Source organism: Aeribacillus sp. FSL W8-0870 (assembly GCF_037963755.1).
GTDB lineage: Bacteria > Bacillota > Bacilli > Bacillales > Aeribacillaceae > Aeribacillus > Aeribacillus composti.
In genome coordinates, this window is sequence record NZ_CP150165.1 from 2609720 (window position 1) to 2624850 (window position 15131).

The following is a 15131-nucleotide window of genomic DNA, read 5'->3' on the forward strand; positions in this document are numbered from 1 at the left end:
TAAACTCAGCTCATTTCAGGTCATATAAAAACTTTCTTATTCGCCATATTATCGGATACAGCATTATTTGTCAACAAGATCCGGTCGTAAAATTTTTGCCTTCTCTAAATAAACATGGCAAATATCGTTTTGGGCGGCTTCTGTATTAATATGCATCATCACCCTTACGCATTTCTCAAGGGCGCCTTCAACGGCTATTTCCTGCATGCATGTCACAGGAACATATTTCCAGCCTTCAATATTTCTTAATGCTTTTGCAGGGAAGCAGGCATTTAAATCATTTGTCGCCGAAATAAACACGGAAGCTACTTGTTCAGGGGCAATGTTGTTTAATCGAATCATCTCCCTTAAGAGCCTCTCCGTGCTTTCAACAATCTGTTCTTCATTATTTTCCGAAACGGTGATGGCCCCTCTAACACCTCTTATCAAACGCATCCCTCCGTTCTCCACTCATTAAGAAATGAATATAATGTATGCGTGTCAAACGTCTTAAGTACCGGATTGCCGATATCCTCGAGAAGTACAAAACGAATCTGGCTATGTACCGTTTTTTTGTCTTTTTTCATTCGTTCGAGAAGCGATTCGGTTTGAATGGTTTCATCGATTTTGACGGGAAAGCCGATTTCGTTAAACCAATTTTTGATCGATTTATATTGAAAATCTTTGCGGAATATCTTTTCACTCAGCCATAGAGCAAACAGCATGCCGCATGCAACGGCATCTCCGTGGGAAATCTTCCCGTAACCTAACTCCGCTTCGAGCGCATGGCCGAGAGTATGACCGAAGTTTAAAAACGCCCTTTTTCCCGTTTCTCTTTCATCTTCAGCGACAATTTCTGCTTTCACTTCAATTCCCTTTCGTATAAACCATTGCAGTTGTTCGCTTGTTACATGATTCAACGAATGGATCGTTTTCATTAAATTTTCAACAAATGAACGATCATTGATGAAGCCGTGCTTCACCACTTCCGCAAATCCTGAGCGGATTTCTAGAAGAGGCAGTGTTTTTAAAAACTGTGTATCATAAATAATGGCATGAGGCTGATGAAAAGCCCCGATCATATTTTTTCCGAGCGGATGGTTAATGGCCACCTTTCCCCCGACAGCACTGTCATGAGCCAAAAGGGTCGTCGGCACTTGAATGAACGGAATTCCTCTCATAAATGTTGCAGCTACAAAGCCAGCTAAATCACCCACTACGCCGCCGCCAAAAGCAATGATCACGGATTCTCTGTCCAGATTGTTTTCTAAAGCAAAGGTCAAGCATTTATAGTACGTTTCAAATGATTTAGACTTTTCGCCGCTCGGAACAACACATGTCAATACGTCCAAATCGAATGCTTTTAATACCGACTCTAATTTTCCGCCATACAGATCCTTGATTGTTTGGTCAGTAATGATCAAAATTTTCGAAGGATTATTGCAAACAGACAGAAGATATTCTCCGACATTATCGATAATTCCGTCTCCTAAAAAAACTGGATACGGGCGACTTTTCGTTTGAATCATCATCTGTTCCATTAAAATTCCCTCGCATATTGTTTCATACGTTCGATATTTTCCCGAATAAGGTCAATGCGATCAAGACCAAACTGTTCAACGATCGCTTTGGCTAGTTCCCATGCAACAACTGCCTCCGCCACAACACTTGCAGCCGGGACTGCGCAGCTATCCGATCGTTCAATGCTCGCCAAAAAAGGCTCTTTCGTATCAATGTCAACGCTTTGCAAAGGCTTGTACAGTGTTGGAATTGGCTTCATGACTCCTCTGACGACGATGGGCATTCCGGTCGTCATGCCGCCCTCAAAGCCTCCCAGATTGTTTGTTTTGCGATAGTATCCTTTCTCTTCGCTCCAAAGGATTTCATCATGAACTTCGCTGCCAAAACTCCGTCCCGCTTCAAATCCCAAGCCGAATTCAACCCCTTTAAACGCGTTGATGCTTACGATCGCTTGCGCTATTTTGGCATCCAGCTTTTTGTCCCAATGAACATAGCTGCCGACACCAGGCGGCATTCCTTCAACAATCACCTCAACGATGCCGCCGATGGAATCACCCTTTTCTTTTGCTTCGTCGATCGCCTTCATCATTTGCTGAGCCGCATTTTCATCTAAACAACGCACAGGTGAGTTCTCTGTCTTTTCCTTCAACTCAGCAAGCGTCGAATAGTCCAATTTTTGCGCACGGACACCGCCAATTTCAATGACATGTCCTGCCACTTGAATGCCGAGTTCAGACAAAATTTTCTTCGCAACAGCTCCTGCTGCCACCCTGACAGTTGTTTCCCGGGCAGAAGAGCGTTCAAGCACGTTGCGCATATCACGATGTCCGTATTTGATCGCCCCGACTAAGTCGGCATGGCCTGGGCGAGGTCTCGTAATTTTTCGTTTCATTTCCGCTTTCTCCGATTCGGAAATCGGCTCTGCCCCCATAATTTTCGTCCAATGGGCAAAGTCTTTATTTTCTACAACTAGCGCTATTGGTGATCCTAGCGTTTCGCCATGGCGCACTCCGCCTAGAATTTGCACCTGGTCTTTTTCGATTTGCATTCTTCGACCGCGGCCATAGCCTTTCTGTCTTCTTGCAAGCTCAATATTGATGTCTTCTTTCGTTAGAGGAAGCCCTGCCGGAACTCCTTCTATAATCGTCGTTAATTGCGGGCCGTGAGATTCCCCTGCTGTCAAATATCTCATACTAGCAAACTCCTTCCCATAACACTTTAACGCTTTTATGCTTTTATGCTTTTACGTAACTATACCATAAGATTTTTTGTTTGAATAGAAAGATCTTTGCTATTGCTACAATCGTGTATAAAAAAACGTTTCGATCGTTTTTAATCCATATTTTTCCGGAGTGAAAATTTGCTCTGTGCTGCCAACAAATAAAATCCCGTTTCGTCTAAGCGACTTGCTGAATTTTTCATAAAGTTCTTTTTTCGCAGACTCAGTAAAATAAATGAGGACGTTTCGGCATACGATCAAATCAAAATCTGTTTCAAAACGATCTGACAGCAAATTATGTTTTCGAAAAGTAACCGAGCGTTTAATGTCTTCTTTTACATGATAGAAAGAGCCTTCTTGCTGAAAATAATTAGTTTTATATTCAAGAGGTACTTCTTTTAGCGCTCTTTCCGGATAAATTCCAATTTGTGCTGTTTTAATCGCTTGTTCATCTATATCTGTTGCTAAAATATATGAGGCTTCCAATAGCGAATTCTGTGCTAAAATCATCGCAATTGTGTAAGGTTCTTCTCCCGTTGAGCACGCAGCGCTCCAAACTTTTATATGTTTTTTACCATTCAGCAAACGCGGAAGCAATTTTTTTTCAAGGATGTTCCAGCGCTGATAGTTGCGAAAAAATTCAGAAACATTAATCGTCATTCGATCTAAAAACAGATTGTATAAACATTTGTCCTTTTCCATAGCTAAAAAAAACTCTTGAAAGGATTGAAATCCTTTTTTTTCATACAATGATTTTAATCTTCTTTTCATTTGAGTCTCTTTATATAACGACAGGTCAATCCCGCTTTTTCTTTTTATCTTTTCGATAAATGCAACATAGTCCTTATCTGTCACTTTCCGATCTTCCCCCGAATGTAATGTAGAAAACCCTAATCAAACCATTGTTTGATTAGGGTCAGATGTTAATAGATCCATGCATCAATTTCACGGTCATATTCTACAAGCTCTTCAGCTTTAAAAAACAATTGAATTTCCCGCTCAGCGCTTTCAGGTGAATCTGAACCGTGAATTACATTCTTCCCTACTGTTAAACCAAAATCGCCGCGAATTGTTCCAGAAAGGGCATCCTTTGGATTGGTTTTTCCCATCATTTGACGGGCAATTTCGATTGCATTTTCGCCTTCCCAAACCATTGCAAAAACCGGTCCTGATGTGATGAATTGAACGAGCTCATTGAAAAAAGGCTTTTCTTTATGTTCTCCATAATGCTGCTGGGCCAATTCTTCAGAGATTTTCATTAATTTTGCACCGATAAGCTTCAGCCCTTTTTGCTCAAATCTTGAAACGATTTGTCCAATTAGCTGTCGTTGTACACCATCAGGCTTTACCATTAAAAACGTCTTTTCCATCAACACATCCACCTCGAAAATTTCATTATGTATAAGTACAAAATCCACAAGAAAATAGTATCATTATTAAAGCGGTTACGCAAACTAAAATTTCCTTTTTCCAATATATTTGGCAATATTGTATAGCGAAGTTCGCGCTTTCCCGTGCTTGAGGCCTTCCAATTGATGAAAGCTCTTCTGCAAATAGCGGTCACTAATATTCATCGACTGTTCGATTGCTCTTGATTTTTTAATTTCATAAATAATCGGTTTGATTTCTTCAGCAGTTGTTTGATTATTGATTTTGACAATTTTTTTTCTTAATTCCTCATTTTGCATGGCAAACAAAACAGGAAGGGTAATGTTTCCTTGAAGTAAATCGCTCCCAACTGGTTTTCCAAGCTCTTCTTCCGTAGAGATAAAATCTAAAAGATCGTCAATAATTTGATACGAAATTCCAACATAATAACCGTACAAATAAAGCTTTTTACAAACGGATTCTGGAGCGCCGGAGGCAAGAGCGCCCAATTGGCAGCTGACAGCAATTAATAAAGCTGTTTTTCTTTTAATTCGTTTGACATACGTCCGATAAGACTGATCAAAATTGTATTTATCGTTGATTTGTTCGATTTCTCCTAAACAGAGTTCAACAAGAGCTTTCGAAAGAACTCGGTGAATAAGCGGCTCGTCCAGCTCTGTTATGATTTCAAGAGCCCGTGCGAATAAGTAATCTCCAACATACATGGCAATGCGATTGTCCCATTTTGCATTAACTGTTGGTTTTCCTCTTCGCAGCTCAGCATTGTCGATGACGTCATCGTGTACCAATGAGGCGCTGTGAATCAGCTCTAAAGCGACGGCAACCGGTTTCATACGGTCAATGTTATAATCTCCGAACATTCCTGACAACAATACAAAAACAGGGCGAATCCGTTTTCCCCCTGCTTGAAGAAGATGAATCCCGGCTTCACGTATTAACGGATCTTTTGTTTGTACGGAAGACAGCAATTCATTTTCAATCACTTCAAGGTCTTTTGTTAAAAAGGAATAGAATGATTTTAACTTCATTTATTTCACCTTTGTTTCCAATTTCGGTTTATAACCTAAGTGCATTGCTGCAACACCGCCTGTAAATGGCTTCACTTCTACATTTATAAAACCAGTTTGCTCGAACATTTTTTTCAGCTCTTTCATGCCAGGAAATTGACGCGCGGACTCCTGCAGCCAAGAATATTCTTCATAGCTTTTAGCAAATATCTTGCCGAATAAAGGCATGATAAAGCGAAAATAAAAATAGTAAAGCTGTTTGAAGCCAATCAAGGTCGGCTGTGATGTCTCCAAACAAACTACCATTCCTCCGGGTTTCAATACGCGGTACATTTCCGATAGAACCTGCATATAATCAGGAACATTTCTGAGGCCAAACCCGATGGTCACATAATCAAACTCGTTTTCAGGAAACGGCAAATCCATCGCATTGCCGTGAATAAATGAAATATTGGAAAATTGTCTTTCCTTTGCCTTTTCCTCACCGATGCTTAACATATTTTGGCTAAAATCAAGTCCTATGACCTTTCCGTTTTGCCCGACTGCTTCCCCGAGCGCAAGCGTCCAGTCCCCCGTTCCGCAGCAAACATCGAGTGCGTAGGAACCTTTTTTCACATTCATTCTCCGCATCGTTTCTTTTCGCCATGCAATATGACGATTAAAGCTGATCACAGAATTCATCCGGTCATAATTTTTATAAATTTTTTCAAATACGCGGTGCACACGTTCTTCTTTCGATTGCTGCATTTTTTAACCTTCCTCCACTATCATATGCGAAAACCGTAATACATGAATTCGGTTCATAATAAATTGTTTTACGGCAGGCGAATATTTCAGACTTTTTTCCAACAGTTTATTAATTTCCCAGAAATAATGATTGCAGCATTCTATGAAAGTTCCAACTAAATCAATCGGGCTTTTAGATTTCTTTTGAAATTGTGTTAAAACGGACTGGCTATTTTTATCGTATTTATGTTTTTCTTCACATAAACGTTTATATGTTAAATATGTTTTGGAAATTTCCGGCCACGTCTCAATTTGAAAATGCTCTCCGATCCGTTGAAATAACGCGGTTTCCACAATGACGATGCTTTCGACTATTGCTTCAATCGACTGGCAGCTTCGGTCGTAAAGACGAATTTTATGCTCATTAATTTCTTTAATCGCGGTTGCAAGCGCACGAACCATTTTCAAGTCTTGAATTTCAGAAAGAATAAAATAATATAGTCCGCTGAAATAATCACCTGCAATAACATTTAATTGTCTTTCAACAAAAAGCTTCTTATTTTCACATTCCGTTGTCGTTACTAAATCATGGGTATCAAGGGCTGATTGAACAAGCATGGCGGTCACAACATATTTTTCCTTCTTTTCATCTGCTATTTCCGCTTCTTCAAAAAGCGCGTAAAACAATAGCAGCTTGTCTTCATCAATTACAGGCTTTTGAATATATTGTTTAAGCACAGGATGTGAAAAATATTGGTCTAGCGAACGTTTTATTTGCTCCAGCTTTTGATAGATTTCCATCATTATCACCCTTGTCCCCCATATATCTCTATACTAACATTTACAAATTTTATTATATCATAACCACATTTTTTCATTAGGCTTTGTCGAAAAAGTAAAAGCAGAAATCCTGCTTATTTTCTCTCGCCGCTCTCAATCTCTCCATAGCTTGTTTGAATAAGCGCCTTGCCGCGAATTTTAATGGCAGAAGTGTGTTCCGTAAATTGAGCAATCATTACTTCTCCTTTATCAAGCTTTTCGGAATGGTGGAACCTAGTATCGGAACCTCTTGTCAAACCAATCACATTGACGCCATCTTCAATTGCTTTAATAACCACATAATCATTTTGATTCGGATTCATCTATCAACACCTACCGTTTATTTTTTTATTAATGACAACACTTCGCTTCTTGCCGCAGCATCATTCAAAAAACATCCTCTGACTGCTGACGTTACAGTGATTGATCCAGGCTTTTTCACTCCGCGCATTGTCATGCACATATGCTCCGCTTCAACAACAACCATCACACCGTGAGGATCCAATGATTCGACTATGCTGTCGGCAATCGTTGATGTAATCCGTTCTTGCAGCTGTGGTTTTTTTACAACCGCTTCAACAGCGCGGGCTAGTTTGCTTAGTCCAGTCACTTTGCCGCCTTTTGGTATGTATGCAATATGTACTTTACCGAAAAAAGGAACTAGATGGTGTTCGCACATTGAAAAAAATTGAATATCCTTTACTAAAACAAGCTCTTCATGATCCTCTTCAAATACGGTTTGAAAATATTCTTTAGGATCCTGATTTATACCTGAAAAAATTTCCTCATACATATTGGCAACCCGCTTAGGTGTATCAGCCAATCCTTCCCTATTAGGATCCTCCCCTATAGCTTCTATAATTAAACGTACTGCCTGTTCTATTTGCTCTTTATTAATTTTTGGCATACTCGGCTCCTCCTATTGTCATTCATTCATACCGATTCTAGCACAATTAATGAAAAAAAAGCAAAATGAAGCTTCCTTTCCCGCAAATAGAACAGAAATCTTTTCAATAAAACCTTTGAACAATCTCGCCTAAATAGGAAAAGCCCCAAAAAGGGGCTTATTCTGTGAAGAAATGCAGCGAGCATATGTAGTCGCTACTCATTTCTTAATTGTGTGCGTTCATTTCATTACTTGCCAGCAACTGCATCTTTAAGAGCTTTGCCTGGTTTAAACGCAGGCACTTTGCTTGCCGGAATTTCAATTTCTTCACCAGTTTGAGGATTGCGACCTTTGCGCGCTGAACGCTCACGCACTTCAAAGTTTCCAAAACCGATGAGTTGAACTTTGTCACCTTTTTTCAAAGATTCTAAAATTGTATCGAAAACAGCATCTACAGCTTTCGTTGCATCCTTTTTGGATAATTCGCTAGCTTCTGCTACAGCGTTGATTAATTCTGTTTTGTTCATTTAATGTTTCACCTCCTCCCAAAAAAGTTTCATGAAAATCCAGCTATTATACATTTCTTCACAGCTTTTAAGAATTCTATACATGCAACAACAAGAAGTTGGTGACTAGCTTATCATAAATGAAACAATATTTCATTTCAACAGTTTTTCATTTTCAAATTGGTTGCAAAGGATGATTCATCCTTATGAGAGAAGAATTTCTGTAAAAAGATTATCATAACAATAATGGCAGAATCAAGCACAATTCTATTAATTTCAGTCATTTTTCAATCGATTTGGCAAAAAGTTCGCCAAAACAATATAGGGAGACTGCATGAGCAGTCAACCCTTCCATCATTTGAAAACGCAGCTCCCACATATTTCCGTTTTCAAAGCGCCGAATTCTTTTTCTTTTCGTATGTTTAAAATCCCGGCTGCCGCTTGTTTTATCCGATCTTCTTCTTCCTTCAGGTTCTTGGAAATAAAAATGTTTCAACCCTTTTCTTCCCCGCTATGAAATGCTTCTTTAATCACTTTTTCGGAAATCACTATTCTGCCCTCCCCTTTTATTTTGTATAGCATCTGTGTCTTTACATTAATTCGTTTGGACTTTTAAATCGTAAAAAAAATGTGCGTTTACCAACAGTGGCATGTTTTATCCACATTCATACTATTTAAATGAAAAACAGTGAAAAGAGGGATCAAATGGAAAAAGACTTGGAGAAAATTTCCTTATACATTCATCCGAAAGATTTTCTTTTTTTATGAAAAAATAAATGGGATGAAGACGGAGTTCCCGTCATGGTTTATTTAGGGAAGAAGAAGATCGATGGGGATATAATGTATCGTGGCTCTCATACTAGGAAAGCGAAAAAAATCTTTTTTTATAAAATATTACCGTCCTTCAAAATACAATAACGAAAAGGAATTTCATTTAAATGCGGAATATTTTGATCCTTCACTGATTCGCAATAAGCTTTCTTTTTATTTTTTTGACCGCATAGGAGTATACGTCCCCGAAACAAAATTCACCCTTTTATCGATCAATGGAATCCATCAAGGCATTTATTTACGCCAAGAATCCGTCAATGAAGATTTTTTAGCAAAAAGAAAACTGCCTAAAGGCCCAATTTTTTATGCAATAGATGGTGATGCTAGTTTTTCGTTATACAGCGATTTAGACCAAAAGGTAAAAAAAGCTTATCACAAGGATATGAGCTAAAATACGGGGAAAATGACGATTTTAGTAAGTTCGAACAATTTATTTATTTTGTTAATACAAGCATTTCGTCCCAATTTTCTGAAGAAATTGAACAATATTTAGACGTGGAGCAATATTTAAAATGGCTGACAGGTGTTATTTGCACACAAAATTACGATGGTTTTGTTCACAATTACGCACTTTACTTACATGGAGAAACAAGCCGTTTTCATATTATTAAGGTGAATAGAGGCGGCCCTGAAAGCAAAAGCGGTTTGCTGCTTGAAGTAAAAACTGATTATTTGGCCCTCTATTTATTCGAATCAAACAATGTTGTTTACTACCAATTGAAACACATTAAAAGCATTACGGAAAATTCTAAGACAAATTTCAAACCTTTTCGACTGGAAGATATTGAACAAAACGCATCGAAAAGCGACAGCTTCCGCCGCCTAATAAAATTATTTCAGTACGAATACCTTCAAATTCGGTTTTTTCGCTAAGTTGTTTAACCTTTTAAAAAAAATGATGTGTCTTTTCAAAGGCCGGAAAACGCAGGGCAGAACTTCTTGTCAAAAAAACAGGGCTCACTCGTTTGCCCCCTTGTTAAAAAAACAACGGCCAAAAACCGTTGTTTTTGACCTTTTGATCTTTTATAATATGATTGCTATGAGCCCGCCTGACCCCTCGTTGATGATTCTTTCCAATGTTTCTTTTAATTTGTAGCGGGCATTTTCAGGCATCAACGACAATTTTGCCTGTATTCCTTCTCTGACGATCGAGCTTAAGCTTCTTCCGAATATATCGGAATTCCATATGGACAAAGGATTTTCTTCAAAATCTTGCATTAAATAACGAACAAGCTCTTCACTTTGTTTTTCTGTGCCAATGATCGGCGCAAATTCAGATTCAACATCTACTTTAATCATATGAATGGAAGGTGCGACTGCTTTGAGCCGGACGCCGAATCTCGATCCTTGGCGGATAATTTCCGGTTCATCCAGACTCATATCTGATAAAGCCGGTGCTGCTATGCCGTAACCTGTCTGTTTTACCATTTTTAAAGCATCAGCTACTTGATCGTATTCCGCCTTAGCGTGTGCAAAATTTTGCATGAGCTCAAGCAGATGATCCTTCCCGCGTATTTCAACACCGACAACTTCTTTTAAAATTTGATCGTACAGCTCATCCGGCGCAAACAAATCGATCTCCGCAATCCCTTGGCCCATTTGAATACCAGCTAGTCCAGCCCGCTCAATAAAATCATACTCACTGAACTGCTGGACAACTTGATTGACATCACGCAGACGTTTGATATCTTTTACTGTTTCCTTCACCGTTTCTTGATAGCTCGTGCGAAGCCAATGATCTTCTCTCAGCACCATCACCCAGCTGGGCAAATTCACATTGACTTCCAAGACTGGAAATTCGAAAAGCGCTTCTCTCAATACATTCGTTACATCAATTTCCCTCATGCTTTCCACGCTCATAGCAAGAACTGGAATATCATATTTTTCATTTAATTCTTTTCTTAAAGCCTCCGTATCCGGATGATGAGGATGCACAGAATTAATAATCATAATAAATGGTTTTCCGACTTCTTTTAACTCTTCAATTACTCGTTCTTCCGCTTCTACGTAATCTTTTCTAGGAATTTCGCCGATTGAACCGTCTGTTGTGACGACTACACCGATTGTTGAGTGGTCTTGAATAACCTTGCGGGTGCCAATTTCCGCTGCTTCATGAAACGGGATCGGCTCCTCATACCATGGAGTGTTGATCATTCTCGGCCCATTTTCATCTTCGTATCCCTTTGCACCAGGCACTGTATATCCTACGCAATCTACTAATCTTATATTGACATCAAGGCCTTCATCAACATGGACGGTGACCGCTTGATTCGGGACAAACTTTGGCTCCGTTGTCATAATGGTTTTGCCTGCTGCGCTCTGAGGGAGCTCATCTTGAGCACGTGCTTTATCCGCTTCATTTTCAATATTGGGAAGAACAACTAATTCCATAAACTTTTTTATGAATGTTGATTTACCGGTTCTAACTGCACCAACGACCCCTAGATAAATATCGCCGCCAGTTCGCTCTGCAATGTCTTTGAAAATATCTACCTTTTCCAAGTGATTCCCTCCCGACTTTCAAGTCTTATAACATCCATACATTTACAATTCTTTAGTCATTACATATTTATGATGTTGTCCTATCTAGTTATGACTGTAAAAAAAGAATTTCTTCCAAAAAGAAAAGAACCTTTCTCTTAAATTGTATTCTTAAGAAAAAGGTTCATGACTTATTTTATTAAAAATACCGGTTCATTTTTTTCATTCACAGTATATGGAAGGGAAAATGCAGGGACGAACGGGGAGTTTTCTACTAGCAAATGACGGATATCTTCCCCCTCTTTGAATGATCTTTTTGATTCCTTTATGGCACGGTATAAATCTAAGCTGTAATCAACATAAACTTCTCGATTGTTGTCGATCACAAGCGGAAGATTTTCCCCTGAGTACGGACTCTTCACATGAGGAGGCTCTTTTAATCCTAGCTTTTTATAGTTCAGTGTAAATACATTTTTCGCTATTTGCTTTTCATAAGGAGGATATTCATGAGCATTGATCCTCATCTTTAGTTCACGGATCGCCTCTGCTATTCGTAAATCGATCAGCTTTACGGTTGGATTTTTTTCCACATCGACTAAAACATATAAGTAAATGCCTCCATTTTCAAACGCGGCGCCAGGGGGCTCAGGCAAATATTCAGGAATCAACAGATTGAAATCAATAGGGTATTTTTCATAAATAGGCGTTGATTTGTCTCTCGTTTTAATCGGCAAAAGCCCTTCCGTATCAGCCTTATATTGTTCTACTGCTTTTTGCACGGATTGTATTTGCGCTTCATAAGGTATTTCATTTTTATGTAATCGTTCTTCTGGGTATAAACATCCAGATAAAAGCAAAACAAACATGATAGAGATGAAAGATTTCATTATGCTTTTCTTGTTCATCCTCGTCTTCCTCACTTTGCCTACTCGCTTGTCGGTCCGGAAAAGACTACGAAAAAAATGATAATTCCTGCTAAAATCATAAAAAAATAAGCAATCACTGCTGTGATAGATTTCAAAAATCCTTTTAGTTTAAAACGGCTCAAGTATATGGAAAAGACCGCGATAAACATAAAGGCCATCGCTGTGAGGGCAATCCACATTTTCATTAGACCTTCTGACATTGTGATCCACTCCTTCTATTCCTACCAATCATTTTAACATATGCTCTTTTTCACGCAATTGTTTTCCATATAAGAATCGAATTCAAAAAAAAACTGAAGCAGCTGGGAAATGTGCTACAGTTCTTCATTTCGATTTTCTAATATGTTCACAAGATCTTCCATTTCATGCGTTTTAACTCTCGCCATAAGCGCTTCGACTGCTTCTTTCGGATCTTTTTCGTGAAACAGCACTTCATAAAGGACATTGGCAATCGGCATTTTTACTGAATATTTTTCAGAAAGCTGTTTAGCTGCTTTTGTTGTTCTTACTCCTTCGACAACCATTCCCATGCTTTCTAAAACTTCATCTAGTTTTTTGCCCTTTCCTAGCAAATGGCCGGCACGCCAATTGCGGGAATGCACACTTGTGCAAGTGACAATTAAGTCGCCGATTCCGGCAAGACCAGAAAACGTTAATGGATTGGCACCCATTTTACAGCCTAATCTTGAAATTTCCGCCAATCCTCTAGTTATTAAAGCAGCCTTCGCATTGTCCCCGTATCCAAGGCCGTCGCTGATTCCGGCAGCTAAAGCAATAATGTTTTTCAGCGCTCCTCCAATTTCAACCCCGATTATATCCGGATTCGTATACACACGAAAATAGCGGTTAATAAATAAATCTTGAACAAATTTTGCTGCTTGAATATTTTTGCTCGCAGAAGTCACTGTTGTCGGCTGTCTCAAAGACACTTCTTCCGCATGGCTTGGACCTGATAATACAACTACGTCCTTCAAAAGGTGAGGAGGCATTTCTTCTTCAATAATTTCGGAAATTCTTTTTAATGAACCCGGCTCAATCCCTTTTGAAACATGGACAATTAAAACCGGCCGATCAATGGCTTCTCTTAATTGACTCAGCACTTCTCTTATCGCTTTTGTCGGGACTGCCAAGACAATCGTTTCCACATTTTCAACCGCATCCTTTAAGGAATAAAATCCGGTTAAATTGTCCGGCAATGGGACATTTGGCAAATATTTCTCATTTTTTTTTGTACGATTGATCGCTTCTATATGTTCTTTCCGATGTCCCCAAAGATGCACTTCATGACCATTGTCGCAAAGAACAATTGCAAGCGCTGTTCCCCAGCTTCCAGCTCCCAATATTGCCACCTTCGCCAAATTACTCACTTCCTTTTATTTATCTTCTTTTTCTCGCAATGATTTTAATAGGGGTTCCTTCAAACCCGAATGCATCGCGAATACGATTTTCCAAAAAACGTTCATATGAAAAATGAAGAAGCTCCGGATCATTTACAAATATGACAAATGTAGGCGGTTTAACAGAAACTTGTGTTGCATAATAGATTTTTAATCTCGTACCGTGGTCCGTTGGAGTCGGATTCATAGCAACGGCATCCATGATCACATCATTCAATACGTTTGTTTGGACACGCATCGCATGATTCTCGCTGGCAAGAATAATTTGAGGCATTAATGTGTGCAATCTTTTCTTCGTTTTTGCAGACAAAAAGACGATTGGCGCATAGTCTAAAAATAAAAATTGATCGCGAATATCTTTTTCAAACTCTCTCATCGTTCTTTCATCTTTTTCCACTGCATCCCATTTGTTTACTACAATGACAACGGCTTTCCCGGCTTCATGGGCGTAGCCAGCAATTCGCTTGTCTTGTTCAATAATTCCTTCCTCTGCATTTAAAACAACTAACACTACGTCAGAGCGTTCAATCGCTTTAAGCGCCCGCAAAACACTGTATTTTTCTGTTGTCTCATAAATTTTTCCTTTTTTTCTCATGCCAGCTGTATCAATGATGACAAACTCCTGCTTGTTATACGTAAACTTAGTGTCAATAGCGTCTCGTGTTGTTCCAGCAATTTCGCTGACAATCACTCTTTCTTCTCCTAAAATAGCATTTACTAAGGAAGATTTGCCGACATTTGGTCGGCCAATCAAAGAAAATTTAATGATGCCTTCATCATCATTTTCTGATTGGAGTTTTGGAAAATGTTTGCATACTGCATCCAAAAGATCTCCCAGTCCGAGCCCATGCGCTCCTGATATCGGGTACGGTTCTCCAAAGCCAAGAGAATAAAATTCATATATATTTTCCCTCATATCCGGGTTGTCCATTTTATTGACGGCAAGGACAACGGGTTTGTTTGAGCGGTACAATATTTTTGCAACTTCTTCATCAGCGGGAGTTACGCCTTCTCGACCGTTAGTAATGAAAATAATTACATCCGCTTCTTCAATCGCAATCTCCGCCTGATGGCGAATTTGTGCTAGAAACGGTTCATCCCCAATTTCAATTCCACCTGTATCGATCAAGTTAAATTGGAAATTCAGCCATTCACAAGGTGCATAAATACGGTCACGGGTAACACCAGGTATATCTTCTACAATTGAAATACGTTCACCGACAATTCGATTAAAAATCGTCGATTTGCCGACATTTGGTCGACCGACAATAGCCACAACAGGTTTCGGCATACTAAAACTTCCTTCCTAATTTAAAACTCATCACATTTTTCACTATGTATAATGTTAAAGGGGCTACGCCTTCAAGAAATCGCAGCATGTTTTCGCGCCTAACTCCTTTTTCGGCATGCCCCGGAAGTTTTTTACCAAGCTTTTTTCCAACTA

At 39.2% G+C, this 15131-nt stretch carries 17 protein-coding genes and 1 pseudogene; 1 reads left to right on the forward strand and 17 read right to left on the reverse strand.

From position 1 onward, the window contains the following. Nucleotides 1-63: 63 nt before the first annotated feature. The 12 genes from aroH to NSU02_RS12695 form a co-directional block, all read right to left on the reverse strand. Nucleotides 64-429 (reverse strand): chorismate mutase, encoded by a 366-nt coding sequence (aroH, locus tag NSU02_RS12640; protein ID WP_063388656.1) that lies wholly within the window; start codon nt 427-429, stop codon nt 64-66. After that, nucleotides 426-1520, reverse strand: a complete 1095-nt coding sequence (aroB, locus tag NSU02_RS12645; RefSeq protein WP_339193000.1) for a 3-dehydroquinate synthase — start codon at nt 1518-1520, stop codon at nt 426-428. Before aroB ends, aroH begins: the two co-directional genes overlap by 4 nt. Next, complete coding sequence (aroC, locus tag NSU02_RS12650) at nt 1520-2692, reverse strand: chorismate synthase (protein ID WP_339193001.1); 1173 nt, start codon at nt 2690-2692, stop codon at nt 1520-1522. The genes aroB and aroC overlap by 1 nt, the downstream gene beginning before the upstream one ends. Before the next feature lie 105 nt (nt 2693-2797). Then, complete coding sequence (locus tag NSU02_RS12655) at nt 2798-3574, reverse strand: protein-glutamate O-methyltransferase CheR (RefSeq protein WP_311066276.1); 777 nt, start codon at nt 3572-3574, stop codon at nt 2798-2800. Between the two features lie 68 nt (nt 3575-3642). Next, nucleotides 3643-4089, reverse strand: a complete 447-nt coding sequence (gene ndk / locus NSU02_RS12660; protein WP_063388585.1) for a nucleoside-diphosphate kinase — start codon at nt 4087-4089, stop codon at nt 3643-3645. A gap of 84 nt (nt 4090-4173) precedes the next feature. Continuing rightward, nucleotides 4174-5136, reverse strand: a complete 963-nt coding sequence (gene hepT / locus NSU02_RS12665) for a heptaprenyl diphosphate synthase component II (protein WP_311066277.1) — start codon at nt 5134-5136, stop codon at nt 4174-4176. Beyond that, a complete protein-coding gene (locus tag NSU02_RS12670; RefSeq protein ID WP_063388587.1) occupies nt 5137-5862 on the reverse strand; it encodes a demethylmenaquinone methyltransferase in 726 nt (241 codons plus the stop codon). 3 nt (nt 5863-5865) lie between these two features. Further along, on the reverse strand, nt 5866-6645 hold the full coding sequence (locus NSU02_RS12675; protein ID WP_066251950.1) for a heptaprenyl diphosphate synthase component 1: 780 nt from the start codon (nt 6643-6645) through the stop codon (nt 5866-5868). Between the two features lie 110 nt (nt 6646-6755). Then, nucleotides 6756-6983, reverse strand: coding sequence for a trp RNA-binding attenuation protein MtrB (gene mtrB, locus NSU02_RS12680; RefSeq protein ID WP_063388589.1), 228 nt, complete (start codon nt 6981-6983; stop codon nt 6756-6758). A gap of 17 nt (nt 6984-7000) precedes the next feature. Then, nucleotides 7001-7567 carry a GTP cyclohydrolase I FolE gene (gene folE, locus NSU02_RS12685; protein WP_066251953.1) on the reverse strand — a complete coding sequence of 189 codons (567 nt, stop codon included), beginning with the start codon at nt 7565-7567 and terminating at the stop codon, nt 7001-7003. Nucleotides 7568-7794: 227 nt separating this feature from the next. Beyond that, the gene (gene hbs / locus NSU02_RS12690; protein WP_063388591.1) at nt 7795-8073 is read right to left on the reverse strand and encodes a non-specific DNA-binding protein Hbs; all 279 of its coding nucleotides are present in this window, start codon (nt 8071-8073) and stop codon (nt 7795-7797) included. Nucleotides 8074-8332: 259 nt separating this feature from the next. Next, entirely contained in the window at nt 8333-8548 is a 216-nt protein-coding gene (locus tag NSU02_RS12695) for a hypothetical protein (RefSeq protein ID WP_066251957.1), read from the reverse strand. A gap of 351 nt (nt 8549-8899) precedes the next feature. Here NSU02_RS12695 and NSU02_RS12700 point away from each other — a divergent pair. Further along, a pseudogene (locus NSU02_RS12700) lies at nt 8900-9756 on the forward strand (CotH kinase family protein). 150 nt (nt 9757-9906) lie between these two features. Here the strand turns inward: NSU02_RS12700 and spoIVA are convergent. The 5 genes from spoIVA to der all read right to left on the reverse strand — a co-directional run bounded on the left by spoIVA (nt 9907) and on the right by der (nt 14978). Then, nucleotides 9907-11385 (reverse strand): stage IV sporulation protein A, encoded by a 1479-nt coding sequence (gene spoIVA, locus NSU02_RS12705; protein ID WP_063388595.1) that lies wholly within the window; start codon nt 11383-11385, stop codon nt 9907-9909. Between the two features lie 170 nt (nt 11386-11555). Then, nucleotides 11556-12269 carry a hypothetical protein gene (locus NSU02_RS12710; protein ID WP_339193002.1) on the reverse strand — a complete coding sequence of 238 codons (714 nt, stop codon included), beginning with the start codon at nt 12267-12269 and terminating at the stop codon, nt 11556-11558. Nucleotides 12270-12289: 20 nt separating this feature from the next. Beyond that, nucleotides 12290-12490, reverse strand: a complete 201-nt coding sequence (locus NSU02_RS12715; protein WP_063388596.1) for a DUF2768 domain-containing protein — start codon at nt 12488-12490, stop codon at nt 12290-12292. A 114-nt stretch (nt 12491-12604) separates the two neighbouring features. Continuing rightward, nucleotides 12605-13648 (reverse strand): NAD(P)H-dependent glycerol-3-phosphate dehydrogenase, encoded by a 1044-nt coding sequence (locus tag NSU02_RS12720; protein ID WP_339193003.1) that lies wholly within the window; start codon nt 13646-13648, stop codon nt 12605-12607. 19 nt (nt 13649-13667) lie between these two features. Next, nucleotides 13668-14978, reverse strand: a complete 1311-nt coding sequence (der, locus tag NSU02_RS12725; RefSeq protein WP_339193004.1) for a ribosome biogenesis GTPase Der — start codon at nt 14976-14978, stop codon at nt 13668-13670. Nucleotides 14979-15131: the final 153 nt, after the last annotated feature.